Source organism: Aequorivita marisscotiae (assembly GCF_029814825.1).
In the GTDB taxonomy this organism is placed as follows: Bacteria; Bacteroidota; Bacteroidia; order Flavobacteriales; family Flavobacteriaceae; genus Aequorivita; species Aequorivita marisscotiae.
The window spans coordinates 646,324-667,980 of sequence record NZ_CP122379.1 but is presented as its reverse complement, the minus strand read 5'-3'; the positions used below and the strand labels follow the sequence as shown (position 1 = coordinate 667,980).

At 36.4% G+C, this 21,657-nt stretch carries 22 protein-coding genes; 12 read left to right on the top strand and 10 right to left on the bottom strand.

Going from position 1 to position 21,657, the window contains the following annotated elements; genetic code table 11:
* Positions 1 to 27 precede the first annotated feature (27 nt).
* The 6 genes from QCQ61_RS03125 to QCQ61_RS03100 form a co-directional block, all read right to left on the bottom strand.
* Entirely contained in the window at positions 28 to 1,443 is a 1,416-nt protein-coding gene (locus QCQ61_RS03125; protein WP_279449259.1) for a hypothetical protein, read from the bottom strand.
* A 12-nt stretch (positions 1,444 to 1,455) separates the two neighbouring features.
* Positions 1,456 to 4,248, bottom strand: coding sequence for a hypothetical protein (locus QCQ61_RS03120; RefSeq protein ID WP_279449258.1), 2,793 nt, complete (start codon positions 4,246 to 4,248; stop codon positions 1,456 to 1,458).
* A 9-nt stretch (positions 4,249 to 4,257) separates the two neighbouring features.
* Positions 4,258 to 5,064 (bottom strand): hypothetical protein, encoded by an 807-nt coding sequence (locus tag QCQ61_RS03115; protein ID WP_279449257.1) that lies wholly within the window; start codon positions 5,062 to 5,064, stop codon positions 4,258 to 4,260.
* Positions 5,065 to 5,153: 89 nt separating this feature from the next.
* Positions 5,154 to 5,702, bottom strand: coding sequence for a peptidoglycan-binding protein LysM (locus QCQ61_RS03110; protein WP_279449256.1), 549 nt, complete (start codon positions 5,700 to 5,702; stop codon positions 5,154 to 5,156).
* A 232-nt stretch (positions 5,703 to 5,934) separates the two neighbouring features.
* Positions 5,935 to 6,483, bottom strand: coding sequence for a peptidoglycan-binding protein LysM (locus tag QCQ61_RS03105; RefSeq protein WP_279449255.1), 549 nt, complete (start codon positions 6,481 to 6,483; stop codon positions 5,935 to 5,937).
* A 272-nt stretch (positions 6,484 to 6,755) separates the two neighbouring features.
* Positions 6,756 to 7,319, bottom strand: a complete 564-nt coding sequence (locus QCQ61_RS03100) for a peptidoglycan-binding protein LysM (protein WP_279449254.1) — start codon at positions 7,317 to 7,319, stop codon at positions 6,756 to 6,758.
* A 289-nt stretch (positions 7,320 to 7,608) separates the two neighbouring features.
* On the opposite strand from QCQ61_RS03100, the gene gldJ reads away from it, so the two are divergent.
* From gldJ to QCQ61_RS03075, 5 genes are all read left to right on the top strand, one after another.
* Complete coding sequence (gldJ, locus tag QCQ61_RS03095; RefSeq protein WP_279449253.1) at positions 7,609 to 9,267, top strand: gliding motility lipoprotein GldJ; 1,659 nt, start codon at positions 7,609 to 7,611, stop codon at positions 9,265 to 9,267.
* A gap of 95 nt (positions 9,268 to 9,362) precedes the next feature.
* Positions 9,363 to 9,917: a nitroreductase family protein gene (locus QCQ61_RS03090; protein WP_279449252.1), complete on the top strand. Its 555-nt coding sequence runs from the start codon at positions 9,363 to 9,365 to the stop codon at positions 9,915 to 9,917.
* A 166-nt stretch (positions 9,918 to 10,083) separates the two neighbouring features.
* Positions 10,084 to 10,452 carry a BlaI/MecI/CopY family transcriptional regulator gene (locus QCQ61_RS03085; RefSeq protein ID WP_279449251.1) on the top strand — a complete coding sequence of 123 codons (369 nt, stop codon included), beginning with the start codon at positions 10,084 to 10,086 and terminating at the stop codon, positions 10,450 to 10,452.
* Entirely contained in the window at positions 10,449 to 11,867 is a 1,419-nt protein-coding gene (locus QCQ61_RS03080) for a M56 family metallopeptidase (RefSeq protein WP_279449250.1), read from the top strand. The genes QCQ61_RS03085 and QCQ61_RS03080 overlap by 4 nt, the downstream gene beginning before the upstream one ends.
* A 204-nt stretch (positions 11,868 to 12,071) precedes the next feature.
* A complete protein-coding gene (locus tag QCQ61_RS03075; protein ID WP_279449249.1) occupies positions 12,072 to 12,551 on the top strand; it encodes a hypothetical protein in 480 nt (159 codons plus the stop codon).
* 1 nt (position 12,552) lies between these two features.
* On the opposite strand, the gene QCQ61_RS03070 is transcribed toward QCQ61_RS03075, so the two are convergent.
* The 3 genes from QCQ61_RS03070 to QCQ61_RS03060 are packed head-to-tail and all read right to left on the bottom strand — an operon-like array spanning position 12,553 to position 15,560.
* Positions 12,553 to 13,431, bottom strand: coding sequence for a hypothetical protein (locus tag QCQ61_RS03070; protein ID WP_279449248.1), 879 nt, complete (start codon positions 13,429 to 13,431; stop codon positions 12,553 to 12,555).
* Positions 13,432 to 13,467: 36 nt separating this feature from the next.
* Positions 13,468 to 14,607, bottom strand: a complete 1,140-nt coding sequence (locus QCQ61_RS03065) for a glycosyltransferase family 2 protein (RefSeq protein ID WP_279449247.1) — start codon at positions 14,605 to 14,607, stop codon at positions 13,468 to 13,470.
* On the bottom strand, positions 14,604 to 15,560 hold the full coding sequence (locus QCQ61_RS03060; protein ID WP_279449246.1) for a lysylphosphatidylglycerol synthase domain-containing protein: 957 nt from the start codon (positions 15,558 to 15,560) through the stop codon (positions 14,604 to 14,606). The genes QCQ61_RS03065 and QCQ61_RS03060 overlap by 4 nt, the downstream gene beginning before the upstream one ends.
* 44 nt (positions 15,561 to 15,604) lie before the next feature.
* Here QCQ61_RS03060 and ruvC point away from each other — a divergent pair, with 44 nt between their 5' ends.
* Complete coding sequence (gene ruvC, locus QCQ61_RS03055; protein WP_279449245.1) at positions 15,605 to 16,165, top strand: crossover junction endodeoxyribonuclease RuvC; 561 nt, start codon at positions 15,605 to 15,607, stop codon at positions 16,163 to 16,165.
* Between the two features lies 1 nt (position 16,166).
* Here the strand turns inward: ruvC and QCQ61_RS03050 are convergent, their stop codons facing one another.
* Positions 16,167 to 17,225 carry a transporter substrate-binding domain-containing protein gene (locus QCQ61_RS03050; RefSeq protein ID WP_279449244.1) on the bottom strand — a complete coding sequence of 353 codons (1,059 nt, stop codon included), beginning with the start codon at positions 17,223 to 17,225 and terminating at the stop codon, positions 16,167 to 16,169.
* A gap of 154 nt (positions 17,226 to 17,379) precedes the next feature.
* Between QCQ61_RS03050 and hemW the strand changes: the two genes are divergently transcribed.
* Genes hemW through QCQ61_RS03020 form a run of 6 tightly spaced genes read left to right on the top strand, consistent with a single transcriptional unit; the run spans position 17,380 to position 21,605 of the window.
* Positions 17,380 to 18,573, top strand: a complete 1,194-nt coding sequence (gene hemW / locus QCQ61_RS03045; protein ID WP_279449243.1) for a radical SAM family heme chaperone HemW — start codon at positions 17,380 to 17,382, stop codon at positions 18,571 to 18,573.
* Positions 18,573 to 19,319 carry a cyclase family protein gene (locus QCQ61_RS03040; protein WP_279449242.1) on the top strand — a complete coding sequence of 249 codons (747 nt, stop codon included), beginning with the start codon at positions 18,573 to 18,575 and terminating at the stop codon, positions 19,317 to 19,319. The genes hemW and QCQ61_RS03040 overlap by 1 nt, the downstream gene beginning before the upstream one ends.
* Before the next feature lies 1 nt (position 19,320).
* On the top strand, positions 19,321 to 19,671 hold the full coding sequence (locus QCQ61_RS03035) for a DUF4260 domain-containing protein (RefSeq protein WP_279449241.1): 351 nt from the start codon (positions 19,321 to 19,323) through the stop codon (positions 19,669 to 19,671).
* 4 nt (positions 19,672 to 19,675) lie between these two features.
* Positions 19,676 to 20,293: a DUF4230 domain-containing protein gene (locus QCQ61_RS03030; protein WP_279449240.1), complete on the top strand. Its 618-nt coding sequence runs from the start codon at positions 19,676 to 19,678 to the stop codon at positions 20,291 to 20,293.
* Positions 20,290 to 21,219: a transglutaminase domain-containing protein gene (locus tag QCQ61_RS03025; protein WP_279449239.1), complete on the top strand. Its 930-nt coding sequence runs from the start codon at positions 20,290 to 20,292 to the stop codon at positions 21,217 to 21,219. The genes QCQ61_RS03030 and QCQ61_RS03025 overlap by 4 nt, the downstream gene beginning before the upstream one ends.
* Before the next feature lie 26 nt (positions 21,220 to 21,245).
* A complete protein-coding gene (locus tag QCQ61_RS03020) occupies positions 21,246 to 21,605 on the top strand; it encodes an MmcQ/YjbR family DNA-binding protein (RefSeq protein ID WP_279449238.1) in 360 nt (119 codons plus the stop codon).
* Positions 21,606 to 21,657 lie beyond the last annotated feature (52 nt).

The following is a 21,657-nucleotide window of genomic DNA, read 5'->3' as shown; positions in this document are numbered from 1 at the left end:
ATTATTAGATGGGGCGAATAAATACCCTTAAAGGGCGATAAAACTGTAAATAACATTTATTGAGTAGGTGTTTTTTTCTTTTGCTACCAATGATTGGGCAGCACTGGCTGAAATGGTATATTTTATATTCAAACTTTCATCGAGAACGGGGGTGCCGTTATTAATTATTTTTTGAGAGGTAGTAGACAGAGCCACATTTGATGAACCTCCCTCAATGCCCACTTGTAAAATGCTTGAAGGCACGTCAGATTGCACGCCAGACTTCCTAAAGAAAGGCGCATCTGTTTTAACGTTAAGCTCGTAGGTTTCATTGTTTGAAATCATTAATTGATTGGCAATTGTCTTGGTTTGCCCGTCTTGGTATTGCGCTATGGTATTGAATTCAAAATTAACCGCATTGCCCGAAGTAGGAATTGTTATTTCTGAAAGAGGAACAACATTTATTGTGAAATCTATATTCTGCGGTGAAGCGGTGGAATTGTCTGTGCTATTTGCATTCAAATTTATCTGAAACTTATACGTCCCTGCTTCATAAAAATGCGTTTTCAAGTCTTCTTTTGAAACAGAGGCTTTTAGTTGAAAACTATTTCTATTATCGCTTTCAACATTAAAATTATCTGAAGCAGTAAAATCTTTCCAGCTATTGGAAAGTGGCAACGTATTAATTTTCAGATTGTCTCCGCCAAGGTTAACAATTGCTATATTGCGCGTACCCTCAACTCCTTTTGAAGACGTAAACTGGATGGTGGAAGAAGCGCTTTTTCCAAACAACTTAAAGTCTACTGTGTTTCCTATTACAAAATCGCCCAAACTCGCTTGCACTTGTGTACCGCCAGACCTATATTGATTTAGCGAGTTTATTTGTCTATAAACAGAATTATTAGCAGTAAGCCACCAAATGGCTTTTGGTACGGAAATTATTACGTTGAAGGAAACTGGGGTAAAATCACCATCATAATTTTGCGTAACAGCCAAGGTATAATTTCCTGCGACAAAAGTGTTATTTAAAAAGACTGATGCAGGCATTTTAAATTTGAACGTTATATTTCCCGGATTATATCTGCCCGAGGGGTGTGGGTAGTACCAAGCTTGTGGGCTCATGGTGAAAGTTTGGAAACCAGGTAATCCATCTTTATTTTGAAGTGGCGCATCTTCGCCGCCAATGCTATTAAATTGCCAATGAAGTACAGAATTTGGTAATAAAACTCCCGAGTGGGACGTGTGAGAAAAATATTGACTGCTAGTGGCCCACATAGCCGGGTCGTTATGTTTATCCCATTTTTTTCCGTTTGTGGCATTCATAACAGTTTGAACAGTAAGAAATTCAGTGCCGTTAAAAATATTCTGTGCTGGCACAACGATGTTGACATTCTGGGCGTGTACAATGGCCGTACTACCTATTAGTAACAAAACCCCCAAAACAATCCAGTTATATGTTTTCATATTTTTCTCGTCTTAAAATTTCTTCACCTTAATTTCCGTATTCTTCTTTTTGAATTCAAAAGTTAGGGTTTTAGGATGAATTTCATTTTCCAAAATAACTTTTTGCGAAGCATTTGTATATTCGTATTTATTGTTCTCAATATAAATATCGTAAGCGCCATTGCCAAGAAATAATTCAAAGGTATCGTTTTGATCAACCACGGTGCTAATAACAATGCCTTTACGGTCTTTTGCATATACAACTACTCCACGTACAGAGGTGTTCAGTTTATCGTAAGCTTGTTTTTTCTCTACTAACTTGCCGATTACTTTATTCTTTTTCACCAAACTAATTTTAAGTGTTTTGTTTCTGTCCACTATTATATTTGGGTCCGTTACCATTCGAAGGCCAGCAGTTTCGTTAATTTTTAAGGTGTAGCTCCCCTTGGGCACATTGGAAAAACTAACTTTCCCGTTCTTGTCTGTAATGGCAATAAAATCGTCTAACTTAATGGTTTCGTGGGCTAGTGCAATTTCATCAGAATCAAAAACACCGTTAAAATTTTTATCGTGAAATAATTGTAAACTAAGCTTGTGATTGCCTACAGCAGTAGCTTTTATAAAGTATTTTTTAATCCCTACTCTAATTTGGTAATTGCTTCCTTTATACCCCAAATTCATTGTTGAGTTATATTGGCTGTAATTGCCATACCCGGTGGCAGACCAGCTTCGGGAGAATTTATACTCTAAATTTCCATTCAGCGTTTTGTTGGTATTGCTGTAAAGTTCGGAAAAATTAATTCCTGCTGCAATTGCACCTGTGAATGTATTGTTTATAGTATTAAAATTATAGGAAGCAAACGCACTGTAATTGAGAAAATTCTTGTTTTCCAAATTGTAGTTATTCAACTCCATAATGGTATTCGGATTGTACTGCGCAGAACCATTTAGTGAAAAACCGCCATATCTATACGAAAGATTGGTTTTTAAACTGTGAAACCAACTGTTATTGGAAGGACTTGAATACGAATATTCTGCCGAAAGATCGAAGCTGTGCCCACTGAAAGAAGTGCCTATGCTTGTGCGAAAACGATAGGATAGTAGTTCGTGTGCAAAGGAAGTATTTGTGCTTTTTTGTTTCTCAATTTGTGGTGAAAATGAAAAATTCCAGTTGGAGAACGAAAACTGTGTGCCAGTCTTTAAAGATTGTGTACTATAGAAATAATATGGATAATACCTCGTCTCATCAACATTAACCACTTCTTGATAACTTAAATATTCAGGCTGCACTTGCGAATTTTGGTATTGCAGAAACAGGCGTGCAAATTGAGAAACTTTAAACCCAATATTCTGATTAAAATTGAGTGAACCACGGTTTAACCCTGCATAGCTTTTACTGGCAATATCGTTTAACGATTGGAACTCCCATTTTCCAAATTTTGTTTGGTAATTCAATCCTGCACTTAAACCTACATTTTCATCGTGGTTTATTCTTCCTTTTTCGTGACTTAGTCCTGTTTCAACTCTAAAATTATGAGCTGGATTTAATGCAAATGAAGAAACAAAACTTGCAACCTGCGAATCTGTTTCTGAACGTGGATCATGGTCAAAAACATACGAAACCTTTCCGTTAAAGTCTTTAGAGTCTCCGAAGCTGTATTTTGCACCTGCTAATTTAGAGCCTTCGCTCTCTGGGAAATAGGTGCCATAAAGGTTGTAGCTATTGTCTAATGCGAAAACCTCTACGGCTTCATATTCGCCAAACTTTGTGTTTACTAATCCTCCTCTTCCCGAAACGGAATAGTCGTATTCGTTTGCGTAAATATTTCCAAGACGGAATACGGTGTTGTTTTTTTCAACTTCAAGCCAAGTATCGTAAAAGTTGTATTGGTTTTCGGTCAAGTAATAATCGGTAGCCAGATTAAAGGTTGCCTGCGTATCTTTTCCTAATAAAAATGTTGAATTTCCCTTTACTTGCAGATAGTTAAAGCCGCTGCTTTGTCCGTTATAACCAACTTCTACAAAATTTTTGCCCATCTCAGCGCCCGGCCCGCGCATTAGCTGCCGGTTGTTAGAAAGGATTATTAATTTTAAATAGGTGTTCCCAACATTTTCATTGTCTATTAAATCGGTTGCTCTTACATTAATATTGTAATCGGGATAAAAAGATCCTTGATGCTTTAAGGACACCTTAAATTCCACTAATCTTTTTTCCTGCCCTTCCAAAGCTAGAATAATTTCTCTAGGCTTAATCTCCAAACCATCTGGCACCCCTTGAAAAGTAAGTTTGATGGAACGCTGAGAAAAACCCCTGTTTTCAACAAACAAAGAAAGTGTAGATTCAGTCTGGGAAGGATCAATATAGTTTTCGCGCGTAAAGGAATATAACGCAATCTGCCTTTCTTCATTTCTATCAATAAAAAACGAAGCTTCTAAGTTTTCTTTTTTTCCTTCAATCAAGTAGGAGAGTTGATAGGATATTTCTTCCGACTTCATTTTCATAAAATCGGTATTTACTATAAACTTGATTGGCAATCTTTTTTCTTCCCCTTTTAAAAGCTTATATGTTGATTGAGGTGAAAGAAGTAATCCGGGATATGTTTCCTGTGGCTTCAGATTTTCCAGAGTAATTTCACTATCGCTATTGTTTTTGAGAACTATAAAATTGATAAAACTTTGCCCCTGCTTTACTGACAGCGAATCTTTTTCAAAATAAAAATCTAGTTTATTTACTTCTTGGGTATATGCATTAAAGATCCCGAAAAACACAAAAATTGAAGTTGTATTTTTTAGAATAAGAAGCGGTATGCAGTTTGGGGATATCAATTTCAGTTTTTAAAACTCGAAGGTTTTTTCACCGACTCGTAAATCGTTGGTTCCTGCCATTTTTATAATGGTAACTCCCAGATAAGTTCCTGTTAATCCTTCGGGTAAATTAAATTTTACAACTTGTTTGGTGCCGGGAAGCATAGAAATATTGATTGGGTTCAGTTTAAGTTCCTCGCCAGTTGAAGTATTTGTAAGTTCTAATTCTACAGAGGCGTCGTTTATTACATTGCCGTCGTTTTCAATACCAATTGCAACTTTTCGTGAAGTAGTATTTTCATCAGAGATATCCTCAATACTCATAATCTCCAAACTCAAGGTATTATTGTTTGGTGGGGTGCAATAAACGTGCAAACCAAATTCAAACAAGGCTATAATCCCTATTCCTTTTTGTTGCTCTGCTTTGTCTTTTTGTTTGCCAATCTGCGTAAAAAACAACATACTGTTTGTTACGGCCGAAGCTGAGGCGTCCACAGGAATTTTCATGGTAACTATAATTTCCTTGGTACTTTTAGCTGGAAGGTTTACGGATGACTCAGTGGTGGAGATCCAAGTAGCGTTAGAATTTTCTAAGGTACCAGGTTCAAAGTACACTTTGTTGCCATCTTCCTCTCTTTTCCAGTCTTTTGTGTTTATGTTAAACACATAATCTGTTTCTGAACTGTTGTTTAAAATTACAGGTTGACTTATTGTTTCGCCGGGATTGCCAGTAAAGAAAAGTCGCGTGGGCGACATAGAAATTCCTTGTGCAAAAATTGATTGGCCGAAGGAAGTACAAAAGAATAAAATAAGAGAATAATGCCAGTAGGTGCGCATAATACGTTGTAAGGTTTTAAAATGAGAAAAGATTCCCAAAATTACGTTAAAAAAGTAACTTAGGGAATCTTTAGGCGTTAAAACCAGATTTATAGTGCAGTAGCAGTATAAGTTACTGTTTGCGTATAGGTTCCTGCCGGTTTTCCTAAAATGTCCGTAGAAGAAGATCTAGCAGCAGGAATTAAATAATCTAGCTCTAAAACCACTGCGCTTCCCAATGTCGCGTTGCTGATCAATGTTTGGTCCGAGGTGGTCAAGACAATGTTTGCCGGTGTTCCGGTCATAGTTGTAGTACCGCCAGCAACTGGCTTAATGGTTAGTACATCCACAGGAATGTTGTTTGTTCCATCTGTAAAGTTAGCACCGTCAGCTTTTACTTTAATATCAAAGTTTTTTGTAGAAGTAACTTTCAAACTATTTGGAACGTTTACAGTAGTATCTGTGTTATAGTCTGCTGCTGTAACGTAGTTGAAAGCAACTTCTCCGCCAATGGCAACACTGCCGGCGTCGATTGAGATTACATCTGCTAAGATAATGTTTACTGTAGTAGTAGCAGTATTGTTTTGAGCTGCTGCGTTGTTAGTTCCGAAGAAAAATGCTCCAAGAGCTAGTGTAGAAATAATTAGTAGGTTTTTCATTTTATTAAATTTAGGGGTTGTTATTATTTTTTAAAAATGTCTTTTACTTTGTTTTTGACACTACAAATATAGAATGCATTGCAAGTTTAGTTTGTAGTAGAAGTTGTAAGTGTGTGTAGTTAATTAACTACAAGAGAAGATTTAAGTATTTTATAAATTTGAAAAGGATCCCCAAGGCTACAGCAACTGCATCCAAGGAGATCCCTAAATTTTATTCAGAATACTATTCGTATTATAGTGCAGTAGCAGTATAAGTTACTGTTTGCGTATAGGTTCCTGCCGGTTTTCCTAAAATGTCCGTAGAAGAAGATCTAGCAGCAGGAATTAAATAATCTAGCTCTAAAACCACTGCGCTTCCCAATGTCGCGTTGCTGATCAATGTTTGGTCCGAGGTGGTCAAGACAATGTTTGCCGGTGTTCCGGTCATAGTTGTAGTACCGCCAGCAACTGGCTTAATGGTTAGTACATTCACAGGAATGTTGTTTGTTCCATTTGTAAAGTTAGCACCGTCAGCTTTTACTTTAATATCAAAGTTTTTTGTAGAAGTAACTTTCAAACTATTTGGAACGTTTATAGTAGTATCTGTGTTATAGTCTGCTGCTGTAACGTAGTTGAAAGCAACTTCTCCGCCAATGGCAATACTGCCGGCATCGATTGAGATAACATCTGCCAGGGTAATGTTCACTGTAGTAGTTGCGGTATTGTTTTGAGCTGCTGCGTTGTTGGTTCCGAAAAAGAAAGCTCCAAGAGCTAAAGTTGAAATAATTACTAGGTTTTTCATTTTTATAGGGTTTAGGGTTTGATATTGTTTTTTATACTGTCAGTTACTTGTTTTTGACACTGCAAATATAGAGTGCGTTTCAAGTTTGGTCTGTAGTAGAAATTGTAACTGTGTGTAGTAAAATAACTACAGAGGTAATATCAGACTATAAAAAATCCTAAAAATATGGCGGGCGCGCAGTAATAGTGCGAACTTCAGCCTATCTAATAAAATGACTTGTGGAATAACTTGCGTTATATATGAAGGGTATAACTAAAAAAAATGCAATATAATTAAATGGCGGTTAAGGTGTAGGTAACCTTTTGGGAATAAATGCCAGCTGGTTTTCCAAGTATATCTGAAGAGGTAGATCTGGCTTGTGGAATAATATAATCTAAATCTAAATTAAGTTTGCTCCCTTGGTCTGCACCAGAAATTAAAACTTGGTCCTGGGTAGATAAAACTACGGGAGCAGAAGAACCGGTTAATTGAGAACTCTCATTCTTTCGAATAGTTAGTACATCTACCGGAATATGGTGCGATCCATTTTCAAAAGTAGCGCCGTTTGCTTTTACTTTTAAATCGAAAGGTTTTGAAAATGTAATAATTAAGCTGTTGTTTATCGTAGCGGTCTTTTCTGAATTGTAATCATTTACATTTTCATATAGAAAATCAACAGTGCCACCATCGGCAACACTACCGGGTTCAATTGAGAGTACATCAGCCAGTACAAGGTTTATTGTAGTAGTAGCTTGTTGTGCTAACATTGAACTATTTCCAAAGAAAAAAAACGTAATAACAATTGCCGTAACCGCGATTACCTTATTGGATGAAAATGATAGCACGTAGTTTTTCATAGTTAAAATGATATAAATGAATTTCAAATATAAATTAAAAAATCAATTTTAAGAATTTTTTATGCACTTTATCCGAAATTTTATTCGCTTTAACCGAATTCTTATAGTTTATCTAAAAATAATGTTACTGCATTTAATCACTAATTCAATGATAAATATTTTATTTTAAGATGTTTAGCGGTCTCTCTATTTTTCGGCCTATGTTAACGTTACATTTATATTATTGCGTTAAAAAATTTGAAAGCCATGATTTTAATTTTATTTTTGAAATTCCTAAATCAAACTTTAAATGCCCCGAATCCTACTTGTCTTTTGTATAATTCTCTCTGTTTCCTGTTCCAACAAACGCGATTATAAAAACAGTTCACGAGCCACAGGATGGAAAATGATTGGTCGCACGGGTGGGTCGGCTAGTAATTACAATAAAACTACCAAGGAGCAAGAAACAGGACCAGGTTTGGTTTTTGTTGAGGGCGGAACTTATACAATGGGCCGCGTTCAAGACAATCCGCTAGGCGAATGGGATAATACCCCTACTCAGCAACATGTAATGTCTTTTTATATAGATGAGTCTGAGGTTACCAATATTATGTATTTAGAATATTTGGATTGGTTAAAACGTGTTTTTCCACCAGAGATAGACAATTATAAATACATTCTCACCAGCGCTATTCCAGATACTTTGGTTTGGCGCAATCCACTTGGCTTCAACGAATCCATGGTTAAAAACTATTTACGTCATCCAGCGTTTTCTGAATATCCTGTAGTAGGGGTTAGCTGGGTTCAAGCTGTAAATTTTTGTGAATGGCGCACAGATAGAGTGAATGAAAAAATTCTGGAAGAAATGAATTTTACAGCACGTAATGCACGGTATAACGTAACTGGCGATAAACTATTTTCTACCCATACTTACCTTCAGGCACCCACCTTAACGTATGGCGGTAGCGACTCTATTTTAAGTGGTGGGAAACGAGCCAGTAAATTGCTAAAATACAGAAATGACAGTACTGCTATAGGTGCCAAAAATATAAGCTTGTATTTACAACAAAAAGATGGTGCATTTCTTCCAGCGTACCGACTACCAACAGAAGCGGAGTGGGAGTACGCGGCCTTGGGACTTACAAGTATCAGGGAATACAATACACACAAGGGACGAAAAAAATATCCTTGGGACGGACAATATACTAGATCGGGCAAGCGTCAAATGAGAGGCGATCAATTGGCTAATTTTAAAAATTCTAAAGGCGATTATGGTGGCATTGCTGGCTGGAGCGATGACAATGCCGATATTACGGCTCAAGTAAAAAGCTATCCTCCAAACGATTTGGGTATTTACGATATGGCTGGAAATGTTGCCGAATGGGTTGCAGATGTTTATCGACCCTTAATTGCCGATGAGTATAACGACTTTAACTACCACCGCGGAAATATATATACCAAAGATTCAAGAAATCCAGATGGTAGTTTTAATGTTGTAACGCCAAACACTATTATTTATGACACTTTACAAACTGGAAAGCTAATTCCCAGACAACTTCCGGGTGAGTTGGTTCAAATACCAGTAGATGAAAACGAAACGTATCTTAGAACAAACTTTTCTACCAGCGACAACCGAAATTATATCGATGGCGATTTAAGCTCAAGAAGATATGGAAATAAAGATTCCCAAGAAGCTCGTCCAATGTATAATGCGCCGGTACACACCGCAAGGATAGATAGTGCTGGAAAAGTACATAGGCAATACGATAAAAGTTCCCATAGAACCACTCTTATAAATAATGAAGTGCGCGTATTTAAAGGAGGTTCTTGGCGCGATCGTGAATATTGGTTAGATCCCGCTCAAAGGCGCTTTATGCCACAATATTTGGCTACAGACTATATAGGGTTTAGATGTGCAATGTCTAGAGTAGGTGCTAAGGCGATTGCTAAAAAGAAACCGCGAAATTAATTACAAACGGGAGTATTGTTTAAAAACACACATTACACTCAAATTGTTTGTTTTAATACCCGCATTTGCTATCTTCACGGCCCTAATTGATAGAAATGATTTTAAATAGTATAAAAAGCCGCCGCGCGGTTTTTCCAGCCCAATACAACAAACAACCCATTGCAAAGGAAGATGTATTAAATATACTCGAAGCCGCAAATTGGGCGCCTACCCATAAGCGTACCGAACCATGGCGATTTAGGGTTTTTCACGGTGTTTCACAAGTTGGTCTGGGTAAATTTATGGCCGAAACCTATAAACAAACCACCGAAAAATTCTCCGAATTTACATATAATAAGCTTATGGACAACCCTGTAAAGGCAGGCTGTGTAATGGTAATTTGTATGCAGCGCGACCCGAAAGAAAGCCTGCCAGAATGGGAAGAAATTGCCGCGACCGCCATGGCTGTGCAAAATATGTGGCTTACCGCTCACGACTTGGGAATAGGAGCGTATTGGTCTACTCCAGGTATTTTAAAATATATGGACAAGTTTATTCAATTGGAGGAGGGAGAACAGTGCTTGGGATTGTTCTATTTAGGCAAATACGACGAGCCTCTGCCCGAAGGAACACGAAAAAATTCTATTCAAGAAAAAGTAGTCTGGATGTAACTAATTATTCTCTATACAAAGAAAGCTAAGAGGCCTCATAAATTACAATATATGAGGCTTTTTTATTTTATATAAAAATTTAACAACTATAAAATTAGTTTAAACTAAATAATTAGTTATATTTGTTATCTCACATTTAATATCTAAAGTGTCATATCTATAAATCATGAAACAATTAACAAAAGCCGAAGAAGATATTATGCAGATCCTTTGGGATTTGGAAGAAGCTAATGTAGCATCAATTATAGAGCAACTGCCAGAGCCAAAACCTGCTTATAACACCGTTTCTACCATTGTACGTATTCTGGAAAGCAAAAATTTTGTGGATTACAGAAAGGAAGGGCGGGGCCATGTTTATTTCCCAAAGGTGAAAAAAACCGAATACAGCAATCAATCCTTAAATAAGTTAATGGAGGGCTATTTTCAAGGCTCTTTTAAAAGCATGGTTTCCTTTTTTATGAAGAAGAACGATATAAGTATTCAGGAAATGGAAGCTATAATGAAAGAAATTAATTCTGAAAAAACTGGAAAATGATACACTTACTCCTACAAATATTCGTTTTTCAATGCCTGTTTTTGGCAGTGTACAACCTCTTTCTAAAAAAAGAAACCTTTTTTGGTTTAAACAGAATCTATCTGTTAGTCACTCCAATTTTGGGCTGCATTTTACCATTTATAAGTTTAGATTTTCTTCAGCAAACCGTGCCTCAGGAATTTGTGCAACAATTGCCAGCTGTTGTTATTGGCGCCAACACATTCGAAACAATATCAACTAATACAGGAACTTGGATTCCCGGTTTTTTAGATATTTATTTCTTGGGAATAACGGTTAGTGCCCTGTTTTTTCTTTATAAATACATTAAAATAGCAACCTTAAAATCGGTAGTTACTATAAAAAATAACGACGGAACTAAACTCAAAATACTACCGAATACCAATACTGCATTTTCGTTTTTAAACACTATATATTTAGGTGAAAATATTTCTGAAGCAAACAGATTAAAAATTATTGCTCATGAAAAAATTCATCTAAATGACAAACATTCGCTAGACCTGCTTTTTTTTGAATTTCTTAAAATCGTATTTTGGTTTAACCCGATGGTATATCTCTTCCAAAACCAATTGGCAACCCTACATGAATATATTGCAGATGCCAAGATTACCGCTCAAGAAAGTAAAGCTTCTTATTATCAAAACCTATTATCGGAAGTTTTCCAAACCGAGAAAATTTCATTCATCAATACATTTTTCAATCAATCATTAATCAAAAAACGAATTAGTATGTTACAAAAATCAAAATCGAAAAAAATCGCGCAACTCAAGTATTTATTGTTGTTGCCAGTAATTTGCAGTATGCTGTTTTACGCTTCCTGCAGCAACGAACCAAAGGCGGAGGAAACTCTAACCGTGCAACAATCAGACTCCGAAGTGATGAACAAAATCAACGAACTGGCCGAAGCTATTATGAAAAAGGGCGATATGACTCCCGAAGAGGAAAAAGCACTAAAACTGCTAACAACCCCTGCGCAACCGGGCGATAAAGTTTATACATCTGTTCAGGAATATTTAAATGAAACTGCAGATGATTCTGACAAATCATTTTCCTTTTCCGAAATGGAGAAAGTGCCAACCTATCCCGGTTGTGAAGGTAATAATGAAGCATTAAAAAAATGTTTCACAGAACGGATAAGTGCCTTTGTTGGAGAAAATTTCAACACTAAACTTGGGAGTGATTTAGGACTTACAGGCAGACAAAGGATTCTTGTTCAATTTAAAATTGACAAATCTGGGCAAATAGTTGATGTTAAGGCACGAGCCCCAAAACCAGAACTTGAAGTAGAGGCCGTTCGTGTCGTAAAATTGTTACCACAAATGCAACCCGGTGAGCAAAAAGGTAAAAAAGTGGGCGTGATATACTCCCTGCCCATTGTTTTTGACGTTGTGGAATAAAACTTTATCTTAAGACCTTACAGGTTTTTAAAACCTGTGAGGTCTTTTTTACTTTCTTCTCAGTTCATTTTTTTTTAAATCGAGGTTAAAAGAGCTTCTCTTCTCAAGAAACCTTTGGAGTCTTTTTTTAATAAATAGTAACTTATCTTTCCAAAGAATTAACTTTCAGTAAATTTGTACTTTTCAAGTTGAATTTTTTCTGAAATGACACAGCGACTGTTTTTTGTTTTTCTTCTGCTACTGGCAACTTCCTGCCAGTTTTTTGAAACTGAAAAGGTTACTTCCGAAAAAATATACAAAGAGGAAATTAAAGCTATTGACTGGAAAGAAGTAGATCGGTATCCTTCATTTTCAAACTGCGAAGACAAATTAGAAAAACCTGAACAGAAAAACTGTTTTATCAATACAATTAGCAGTCACCTTTATAAATCTATCAGTCACGAAAATATTATTGCCGTACGCGAAGTTTCCGACACCGTAAAAGTAAATTTTGAAATAAGCAGCGACGGACAGCTACATATTTTGGAAATTAAAATGGATACTTTGCTGAGAAAAGAATTTCCCGGTTTAGAAAAATGGATTGTGCAAAGTATAGATTCGCTCAAGCCCATTGCTCCTGCCTATAAACGCGGTATTCCTGTAAAAACAAGATTTACCTTACCTGTGGTTATTCAAACCAATTAACTTAGAGTACAAATTTGTACCCAAGCGTTAAATCTATGGGAAATTCTGAATTACTATCTACATTTAAGCCTACAATATCGCTGTAGTTAAAAGTAATAAAACCCTTGCCCACTTTTACGTCTGCGCCAATTCCAAAAGTTAGAGGCGTATTAAAATCACCGCCCGATTCCGTATAAACCTGTGCTGGCCCTCCAAAAGGTATAACCGTGTATTCTCTACTGGAATGAGTAAAAGCAGCAAATTTGGCATTTATAAAAGCATCGAATTTTGTGGTTTTTACAAATTTAAAACGGTAGTTCAACGATAGTTGCGAAGCTGAATATTTATGCTCGTCGCTTTCAAAAGTTTGTTTAAATTGAAGCACCATAGCGTGCCGTTTTAATTTTACCGCATCAATTAATTCAAAATCAATTCCAGCTACTGGCTGAAATGCATTCGTAGGATTTGAAGTGTAAATACTATTGCTAATACCCGCAAAAGCTCCGAGCCTAAACTGTAAAGCAATCGTTGCCGAATCTTCGTAAAAATTAGGGTTTTTTAATTTGTTGTACTTTGCAAAAAAAGTGTGCAAACTCGGTAAGGTTAAATTTACCTTTTCGGTAGAAACAGCAGCATCTTTGGTCTGCTGCTTCAAAACCACTTTGTATTCTTCTAAATATGTCCCGTTTTGTTTGGTGTTTTTAAGCTCTTCAATTTGGTCTCCCTTTTTTGAAAAATAGCGATATTTACCGTCAATGGTGTTCCAAAGTAAGGTTAGTTCGCCGTCAACTTCTGTATTCAAAGTATATGTTTGGCCATCTACAGTGTATTGCTGCTGGGCTTGCAGGGTACCTGCAAAAAGTAAAAACAACCAAACAAAATGAGGGAGAAACGGTTTCATAACAACTTATTTTTAAGTACGGCTAAGGTAAAAAATTTAATTTGTTTGTTGGGCTTTTTTAAAGGTTCGCCCTTTCCACAAATACGTTCCGTCCAAAGATCCAACAACTACCGCAACAATAACAATAGCATACAAAAAGGGCTGACGAATAAATTTCCAAAACGAGATTTTTATATCGAAAAAATCCCCCGATTGCAACAAAACTATATAATCGGTTATAATTTTAAAGCCGAGCAACGCGATATAAATTGTAGTATTTTCAGAATCAAAGATCATAAGGAAAGGCAAGGCTAAAACTGAGATATTAACTAAAAAAACAAGCATTCCCAAGAAATATGAAATTTTATTTTGCTGCTTTGAGATTTTTGAAGCCCAACGAATACGCTGGTTTAAAACCGCTTTCCAGTTTTTTTGTGGCTTGGTGATAACAATTGCGTCTTTCGATTTTAAATACAAGACTTTTTTCGGAAAGGTCTGTTTTATTTTTTCCATCAAAAAAATATCGTCGCCACTGCCAATATGGTCGTTTCCTTTAAAACCATTCACTTTTATAAACGCTTCTTTCTTATAGGTTAAATTGGCGCCGTTACTCAATAATATATTTTTATAGCCAATACTACCAATGGTTACTGCTTGTAAACTAAGTGCATCCAACTGTTGAAAATTTTCAATAAAACTCCCGTTAGATTTGTATAAAACTGGACCGCAAACCATCATTGGTTTATTTTTTTTAATAAAACCATCTAACGTTGTTAGCCAGCTTTTTGGCAATTCGCAGTCTGCATCGGTAGTTGCAATCCATTCAAAATTTGCGTGTTTAACGGCTTCGGTGATAGCATCTTTTTTGGGTGAAAAAGTGCGGCGTCTGTTTTGAATTAGGTTTATAGAAAGCTTACTCTTTACAGTAGCTTCGGAAATAATTTGTTCGGAAGTATCTTCCGAAGCGTCGTTTACAAATATAATTTCAAACATATTGGAAGGATAATGTAAACCTTCTATCGTTTCCAATAGTTTCGAGAGGTTTTCAGCTTCATTTCTAAACGGAATTACAATGCTAAAACCAGTTGTTCGCTTTGCAACTTTTTCCGAAAATAACGGTACCTTTTTAAATCCGAAGACCAAAATTAGCATACAAATAACGTACACCACAAATAGGGTGGAAAAGACCCAAATCATCGGGTAACAGGTTGATAGGTAAAAACAAAAAAGCTACCCAAGATTGAAGGAATTACAAAATTTAAAAGCCACATTGCCAATACGGACCATAAAACTGTAAGTTCAGAAACCCCTACTAGCGAAAACAGCCACACCGCAACTCCGCCGCGAATTACCACATCTAAAAAAAAAATTGAAGGCAATACAGATACCAAAAAATACATTGCGAATATTAAAGGAAGGGCTGCTGAAACGCTTATATTCCCTCCAAAAAATAATAAAAGTGCATAAAACATTACGCTAAAAATTACATAGCGAAAAACCGAAAAGAGTATTGTTTTTAATTTAACTTGACGGGGTAACTTATAATAAAAACGAAAAACCCTCGCCACAGAAAGATCTTTAAATAAAAGCACTTTATCTTTAAAAAAATAGCCGAGTACAAAAATCAAAATCACACTAACTAAAGCAATCGCTACAGTTGTTATAGAATACGTAATATTGAAGTTTTGCAGTAAATATAACAATCCAAAAACTCCAAAAATTGTGGTGACAAACATTTGTGCCGTACCGGAAAAAAAATTTAAAAGAAGTATTTTTTTTCGCAACTTCACGTCAAAAAACAAAGCTTTCGCACCGTAATCTCCAATGCGGTTGGGTGTTGCCAATGAAATGGTTAGTGCCGCCAAACTCTGTTTTAAAGCCGTTTTAAAATTTATTTTTTCTACTGTGGAAAGTAAGTTTTGCCACTTTGCTATTTCAAAATACCAGTTGGCAGCTGCTAGAATTAAAAACAACAAAAACAGATACCCTGAAACCATTCCCTTGGAAAAAACCGAGGATGTAAATGCTTCTAAATCTACCGATGAATAGTTTTTCAGTTTATAATAAATATAGCCAAAAGTTATTGTGAGCACCAAAACTTTTGCGGTGGCAAGTAGATATTGTTTAGCTTTGTGCGATTGGGCGATCATGATGCTAAAATACAAATTCCTGTCTAGGCAGGATCTTCTTCTAGATGGAAAACAAAACTGAAAAAATAATTTTAGGAATTGATCCCGGAACCACAATTATGGGTTTTGGGCTTATAAAAGTTGTAGGAAAAAAAATGAAGTTTTTACAACTCAATGAGCTTCAACTAAAAAAATACGACGACCATTACCTAAAGTTAAAACTTATTTTTGAACGAACCGTAGAGCTTATAGACACACATAAGCCAGACGAAATAGCCATTGAGGCACCTTTTTTTGGCAAAAACGTTCAATCAATGTTAAAACTTGGAAGAGCGCAGGGAGTGGCAATGGCAGCGGGACTTTCACGGGAAATTCCCATTACCGAATACTCGCCCAAAAAAATTAAAATGGCTATTACCGGAAATGGCAATGCCAGCAAGGAGCAAGTGGCTAAAATGCTGCAAAGTGTTTTAAGTTTAAAGGAATTACCAAAAAATTTAGACAGTACCGATGGTTTGGCAGCGGCGGTTTGCCATTTTTACAATATGGGGAAAGTTGAGGTGGGCAAAAGCTACACGGGCTGGGCTGCTTTTGTAAAACAGAATGAAGGTCGTGTAAAAAAGTAACTTAATTTCTAGAAATCCAATCTTCCACAATATGCGAAATTTCCTTTGTATCCTGTAAATGAATAATTTCTAAATCAACCTTTCTTTTTAAATTGCTTCCTATAGGAAACACAAAACCGTAATACTGCGGTTCAATTTTCTTTTTACTCAACACATAATGATCTTTTTCTTTATCTGAAAAAATATATTCCAACGGAATTTCATCATAAATTAAAGCATCTACTTTTTTCTCCAAAAGCAACTTGTAACCCTCCGATACCGTTTTTACAGCTATGGGTTGCCCATCTACATTCCGAACCCGATCCATTATTTTTTTGTAATCTGGTACCGCCACTTTTTTACCATCTAATTGCTGTATGCTGGTAATGGTTTTGTCTTCGCGCGCGGTAAGTGAAAGCGTGGTTGCAATTCCGGCCACAAAAGAAGTAGCAAGAATTAGCGATAGTATCATCCACGAACCCATAACTACCCTGCCCGCTGGGGTGCGTGGCGAATAATCGCCATACCCAACCGTGGTCATCGTAACAATGGCCAACCAAATACCCGAGCCAATGCCCTGGTGTATGCGCTCTCCGTAGTCTTCTTTGAATTTTCTACCTTCCACCAGCCAAAATAAAAAGCCTACAACAGTAAGTATTAACAATAATCCAAGTACTGCAAACAAAAATGTTTTTGAGAAAATAGGACTCACTTTTTCCCAAACCGTAAGTTCCTGTACAGGCGCCAAAATGGCCATTTCGGTATTGTAATAGGGTTGTGAAAACGAAATTTCCTCGGCGCGTTCCTCATTTATTGTGGTCGGGCCCAACAGGATGGCTATTTCGTTATTTTTTGCAGCTTCAATTCCCGCTTCAACCGAAGCGTATTCCTGCAATGTATATTTTAGGTTTAGATCAAAGGCAATTTCTTTCCAAATATCAAATACGATTCCTTCCTCATTTTCACCTTCAATTACAAAGGGAGCCGAACCTGCATATCCTACCCGAATTATTTCATCATTAGTTTGTGCAATAGAAAGAAAGGAAAACAATAAAAGAAAAAAACATAAATAACGATGCATAATTTTAATGGTTTATCAACGATTTTTGATTGTCAACTTTTAAAATGAAGAAGTCCAATTTCGGTAAAAATAATAACTAATTTTGAAGACTTAATACGTTTTTGTGGTTTTAAAAATTCTATATATTTAAAACGGCAGATAATAGTTTAGGATTATGCCGAAAAATACAATGCTCAATCACGATTATAACAGGCAGAATAGTGGCGGAATTTACATTCACATTCCGTTCTGTAAGCAAGCTTGCCACTACTGCGACTTCCACTTTTCTACTTCCATAAAGAAAAAGCCCGAATTGGTCGAAGCACTGTGCAAAGAATTGGCAATGCGAAAAAATGAATTAAAAACCGAAGTTGAAACCATTTATTTTGGCGGCGGCACCCCTTCATTGTTAACCATTCGGGAATTACAATTATTGATTGATGAAGTTTACAAAAACTTCAAAGTTTCGGAAAATCCTGAAATAACTCTCGAGGCAAACCCAGATGATATTGTATCGGTCCGTGCGCAGTCGGAAACTATTTTTAGCGATTATAAAACCATCGGTATAAACAGACTCTCTATAGGAATTCAATCTTTTTTTGAAGAAGATTTAAAGCTCATGAACCGCGCGCACAATGCTGCCGAAGCGTTGGAGTCTATAAAGGAGGCAAAACAATATTTCGATAACATCAGCATCGATTTAATTTATGGCATTCCCGGAATGACCAACGAACGCTGGAAGAAAAATCTGTCTATTGCTTTAAGCATACAGGTACCGCATCTTTCGTGTTATGCATTAACCGTTGAGCCAAAAACGGCTTTAAAGAAATTTATTGAAAAGGGAATCGTACCGCCCGTAGATGAAGCCGTTGCAAAACAACATTATGAAATTTTACTTAGCGAAACCGAAAGGGCAGGTTACGATAATTATGAATTTTCAAATTTTGGAAAACCAGGTTTTCATTCGCGTAATAATACGGCATATTGGGAAGGAAAACCTTACTTGGGCATTGGACCATCGGCACACGGTTACGATGGCAATTCGCGGAGTTGGAATGTTTCAAACAATACAAAATACATAAAAAGTATTAAAGCCGGCATACTGCCTTTAGAAACCGAAACCCTTTCAAAACCCGATAAATACAACGAATATATTATGACGGGATTGCGAACTAAAAAAGGGGTGTCAATAGAAAAAGTTATACGGGAGTTTGGTCCAAAATACTCCGAATATCTTTTAAAACAAGCCGAAGATTCATTAAAAAACAAACTTTTAATACTTGAAAATCAAACATTGAAAGTTTCAAAAAAGGGAAAGTTTTTAAGCGATGGTATTGCGGCCGATTTATTCTTAGTAAATTTAGATTGATGAAAACCACGATAGAAATTCAAAATAAAACCATACTCGTTAACCTATCCAAACCATTGGATATTTCAATCCCTTTGCAAGCATCGGAAAAGAATCCATTGGCTTGGTACCAAAACAAACCCACCATTAAACCCGTAATAATGGGTGAGTGGACGGGAAAAGTTTCCGAAGGTGCTTCGGTAAATTTCAACAATGTTTTTTTCAATCCGCACGCCCACGGTACACATACCGAATGTTTTGGACATATTTCAAAAGAATTCCACGCTATAAACGACTCATTAAAAACCTTCTTTTTTTTAGCCGAAGTAATTTCGGTACAACCCGAAAAAGTAGGGGAGGACGAAATCATTTCCGAAGAAAGCATTAAAAAATCCTTAAACGGAAAAACCCCCGAAGCCGTTGTAATTAGAACGCTTCCGAATAATTCAGAAAAAAAATCGAAACATTGGTCCAATACCAATTGGCCGTATCTTAACGAAAAAGCAGCGCTGTTTTTAAGGGAAATAGGCGTAAAACATTTGTTGATTGACTTGCCCTCGGTAGATAAAGAGAAAGACGACGGCAACCTTTTGGCACATAAAGCTTTTTGGAATTATCCGAAAAACCCTCGTACAGATTGTACAATTTCAGAACTAATCTTTGTTCCCACTGCAATTAAAGACGGTAGCTACTTGCTTAACCTGCAGCTAGCCTCATTCCATAATGATGCTTCGCCCAGCAAACCAGTTTTATATAAAATTTTTTAGGATGAAAACAACCTTAAAACTCGAAGAAGCGGCGCAATTTATTTTGGCAATTTTTCTTTTTTCGCAGCTAGAATATGCGTGGTGGTGGTTTCCCGCGCTATTGCTCACTCCAGACATTGGAATGATTGGGTATTTAATAAATTCTAAAAGTGGTGCATTTACATACAATCTACTTCACAACAAAGCCATAGCCATCGCTATTGGTTTGGTAGGGTTTTACGGTAACTATTCGTTGTTAATTTTAATAGCTGTAATTTTGTTCGCTCATGCGTCGCTGGATAGAATTTTTGGATATGGATTAAAATTTCCAGACAATTTTAAACATACGCATTTGGGAAGAATAGGAAATTAAAATTATGGAATATCTATTTATAGGATTAGCTGTTGGCGCCGTTTTGGCATACTTTATTTTCGCGCGATTTGGCGGCGGGGGAAGAAGGGAAAAGGTAAACGCCCAATCGGTTATTTTAATGGAAAAAATTAGAAGTGTTTGCAAATTCATTACCGTTGAAGGCGATTTTTCTGAAATTTTCCACTACGAAAATGTAAAGGATAAATGGCTCAATTTAGTACTAGGGAAGAAGAAAGCCCTTATTTTAATTGATGCAAAAGCGCACATTGGTTTTGACCTCACCAAAGTACGGATGCACGCCGATACCAAAACCCGAACAATTGTTTTAACTAATTTTCCCCAACCCGAATTACTTTCCATTGAAACAGATTTTAAATATTACAATAAAAAAGAAGGTTGGGCAAACCCATTTACTGCTGGCGATTTAACCGAAATAAATCAAGAAGCCAAAAAACATATTGTCGCCAAAATTCCAGAGAGTGGTTTGCTGAACGAAGCTTCAAAACAAGCGTTGGAAACCATTCAACTTATGGAAAAATTAGTTGATACTATTAATTGGAAACTTGATTACACAGCCTTGCAAGTTGATGAAATACCTCAAAAAATTGCCTTGGAAAAATGAAGCTGCTTTTTTGGTTTTTTATTGCATTGAATATTTCGGCTTTTGGGCAAGACTATCAGCGCGTTGACGCTATTCTTACAATGTATCCAGATTCATTTGAGAGTCCGGAGAAACTTTCAAAATTCATCTCCCGCGATTTTGTTTCCGAAGAAGATAAAGTAAGGGCAATTTATACGTGGATTATACAAAATATAGCATACAATCCAGATGAATATAAAAAGTTTGATTATAAGTTTTCCAATTATCGTGAACGTAATGAAAAGGACGAAAAACTTCGAAATAACATTATTCAACGTACTATAAAAACCGGTCAGGCTGTATGCGAAGGCTATGCCATGCTATTTGAAAGACTTTGCGAGTTGCAGGGAATAAAAAACTATTTGGTACGGGGCGATATAAAATCTAATTTTTCAGATATTGGGCGGCCTTTTAAACGTATTCATATGTGGAATGTGGCTACAATTGACGGGAAACCGTATTTGTTTGATGCTACCTGGGGCGCAGGAAAGTACAACGAAAAATTTATTAAGGATCCTACGTATTTTTATTACAAAACCCCGCCAGAATTATTTATAAAAACCCATTACCCCGATATGTTTGAAGACGCTTTTTTAAACAATACAATTACAAAAGAGCAGTTTGCGGCAATGCCTCTAATAATTAAAAGAGAGCTATTGCCTACAGATATTGAATCTCCCACAAGTGGCTTGCTATTTGAAGAGGAATATTACGACGAAATTTTATTCTCCATAAAAAATATTAATCCTGCAAAAATTTCATATTCGTATGGAGATCAAGTTGTACCAATTAAATCTGTAGAAAGAGAAGCAGACCGAATAAAGTTTAACGTGCCCTTAATTATAGGAGCAAAGATTTTGCTAATTTACATTGATGAAAAACCAACCTTGGGTTATAAAATAAATTAATGAGCACCATTGCCATTTAGCAGTTTATGAATATAGAAGAGTTTAGAGAATACTGTATTTCCAAAAAAGGGGTAACCGAATCTTTTCCCTTTGGCGAAGACACGCTGGTGTTTAAGGTAATGGGTAAAATGTTTGCCCTCGTTGGTTTGGAAAACCACCCTGCAACAGCCAATTTAAAGTGTAATCCTGAACGAGCCATTGAACTGCGGGAAGCATACGAAGGCTTAATTGTGCCAGGCTACCACATGAGTAAAGTTCATTGGAATACTGTGGCATTAGAGCAAAATGTGCCACATAATTTGCTGCTGGAATTGATAGATCATTCGTACGATTTAGTTGTGGATAGTCTTACTAAAAAATTAAAAACAGCGCTCAAAAATCTGTAATTTTGCAATATCCCCAAATCGCTAAATCCCTAAAGGTTTTAACCAACACATA

Bases quoted from the DNA above. Each gene is read 5' to 3' on its own strand.
- QCQ61_RS03100 (WP_279449254.1), bottom strand. From the start codon at position 7,319: ATGAAAAACTACGTGCTATCATTTTCATCCAATAAGGTAATCGCGGTT.
- ruvC (WP_279449245.1), top strand. From the start codon at position 15,605: ATGGAAAACAAAACTGAAAAAATAATTTTAGGAATTGATCCCGGAACC.
- QCQ61_RS03030 (WP_279449240.1), top strand. From the start codon at position 19,676: ATGGAATATCTATTTATAGGATTAGCTGTTGGCGCCGTTTTGGCATAC.
- QCQ61_RS03080 (WP_279449250.1), top strand. From the start codon at position 10,449: ATGATACACTTACTCCTACAAATATTCGTTTTTCAATGCCTGTTTTTG.
- QCQ61_RS03065 (WP_279449247.1), bottom strand. From the start codon at position 14,607: ATGATTTGGGTCTTTTCCACCCTATTTGTGGTGTACGTTATTTGTATG.
- QCQ61_RS03125 (WP_279449259.1), bottom strand. From the start codon at position 1,443: ATGAAAACATATAACTGGATTGTTTTGGGGGTTTTGTTACTAATAGGT.
- QCQ61_RS03090 (WP_279449252.1), top strand. From the start codon at position 9,363: ATGATTTTAAATAGTATAAAAAGCCGCCGCGCGGTTTTTCCAGCCCAA.
- QCQ61_RS03025 (WP_279449239.1), top strand. From the start codon at position 20,290: ATGAAGCTGCTTTTTTGGTTTTTTATTGCATTGAATATTTCGGCTTTT.
- QCQ61_RS03115 (WP_279449257.1), bottom strand. From the start codon at position 5,064: ATGCGCACCTACTGGCATTATTCTCTTATTTTATTCTTTTGTACTTCC.
- QCQ61_RS03075 (WP_279449249.1), top strand. From the start codon at position 12,072: ATGACACAGCGACTGTTTTTTGTTTTTCTTCTGCTACTGGCAACTTCC.
- QCQ61_RS03035 (WP_279449241.1), top strand. From the start codon at position 19,321: ATGAAAACAACCTTAAAACTCGAAGAAGCGGCGCAATTTATTTTGGCA.
- gldJ (WP_279449253.1), top strand. From the start codon at position 7,609: ATGCCCCGAATCCTACTTGTCTTTTGTATAATTCTCTCTGTTTCCTGT.
- hemW (WP_279449243.1), top strand. From the start codon at position 17,380: ATGCCGAAAAATACAATGCTCAATCACGATTATAACAGGCAGAATAGT.
- QCQ61_RS03050 (WP_279449244.1), bottom strand. From the start codon at position 17,225: ATGCATCGTTATTTATGTTTTTTTCTTTTATTGTTTTCCTTTCTTTCT.
- QCQ61_RS03085 (WP_279449251.1), top strand. From the start codon at position 10,084: ATGAAACAATTAACAAAAGCCGAAGAAGATATTATGCAGATCCTTTGG.
- QCQ61_RS03060 (WP_279449246.1), bottom strand. From the start codon at position 15,560: ATGATCGCCCAATCGCACAAAGCTAAACAATATCTACTTGCCACCGCA.
- QCQ61_RS03105 (WP_279449255.1), bottom strand. From the start codon at position 6,483: ATGAAAAACCTAGTAATTATTTCAACTTTAGCTCTTGGAGCTTTCTTT.
- QCQ61_RS03110 (WP_279449256.1), bottom strand. From the start codon at position 5,702: ATGAAAAACCTACTAATTATTTCTACACTAGCTCTTGGAGCATTTTTC.
- QCQ61_RS03040 (WP_279449242.1), top strand. From the start codon at position 18,573: ATGAAAACCACGATAGAAATTCAAAATAAAACCATACTCGTTAACCTA.
- QCQ61_RS03020 (WP_279449238.1), top strand. From the start codon at position 21,246: ATGAATATAGAAGAGTTTAGAGAATACTGTATTTCCAAAAAAGGGGTA.
- QCQ61_RS03070 (WP_279449248.1), bottom strand. From the start codon at position 13,431: ATGAAACCGTTTCTCCCTCATTTTGTTTGGTTGTTTTTACTTTTTGCA.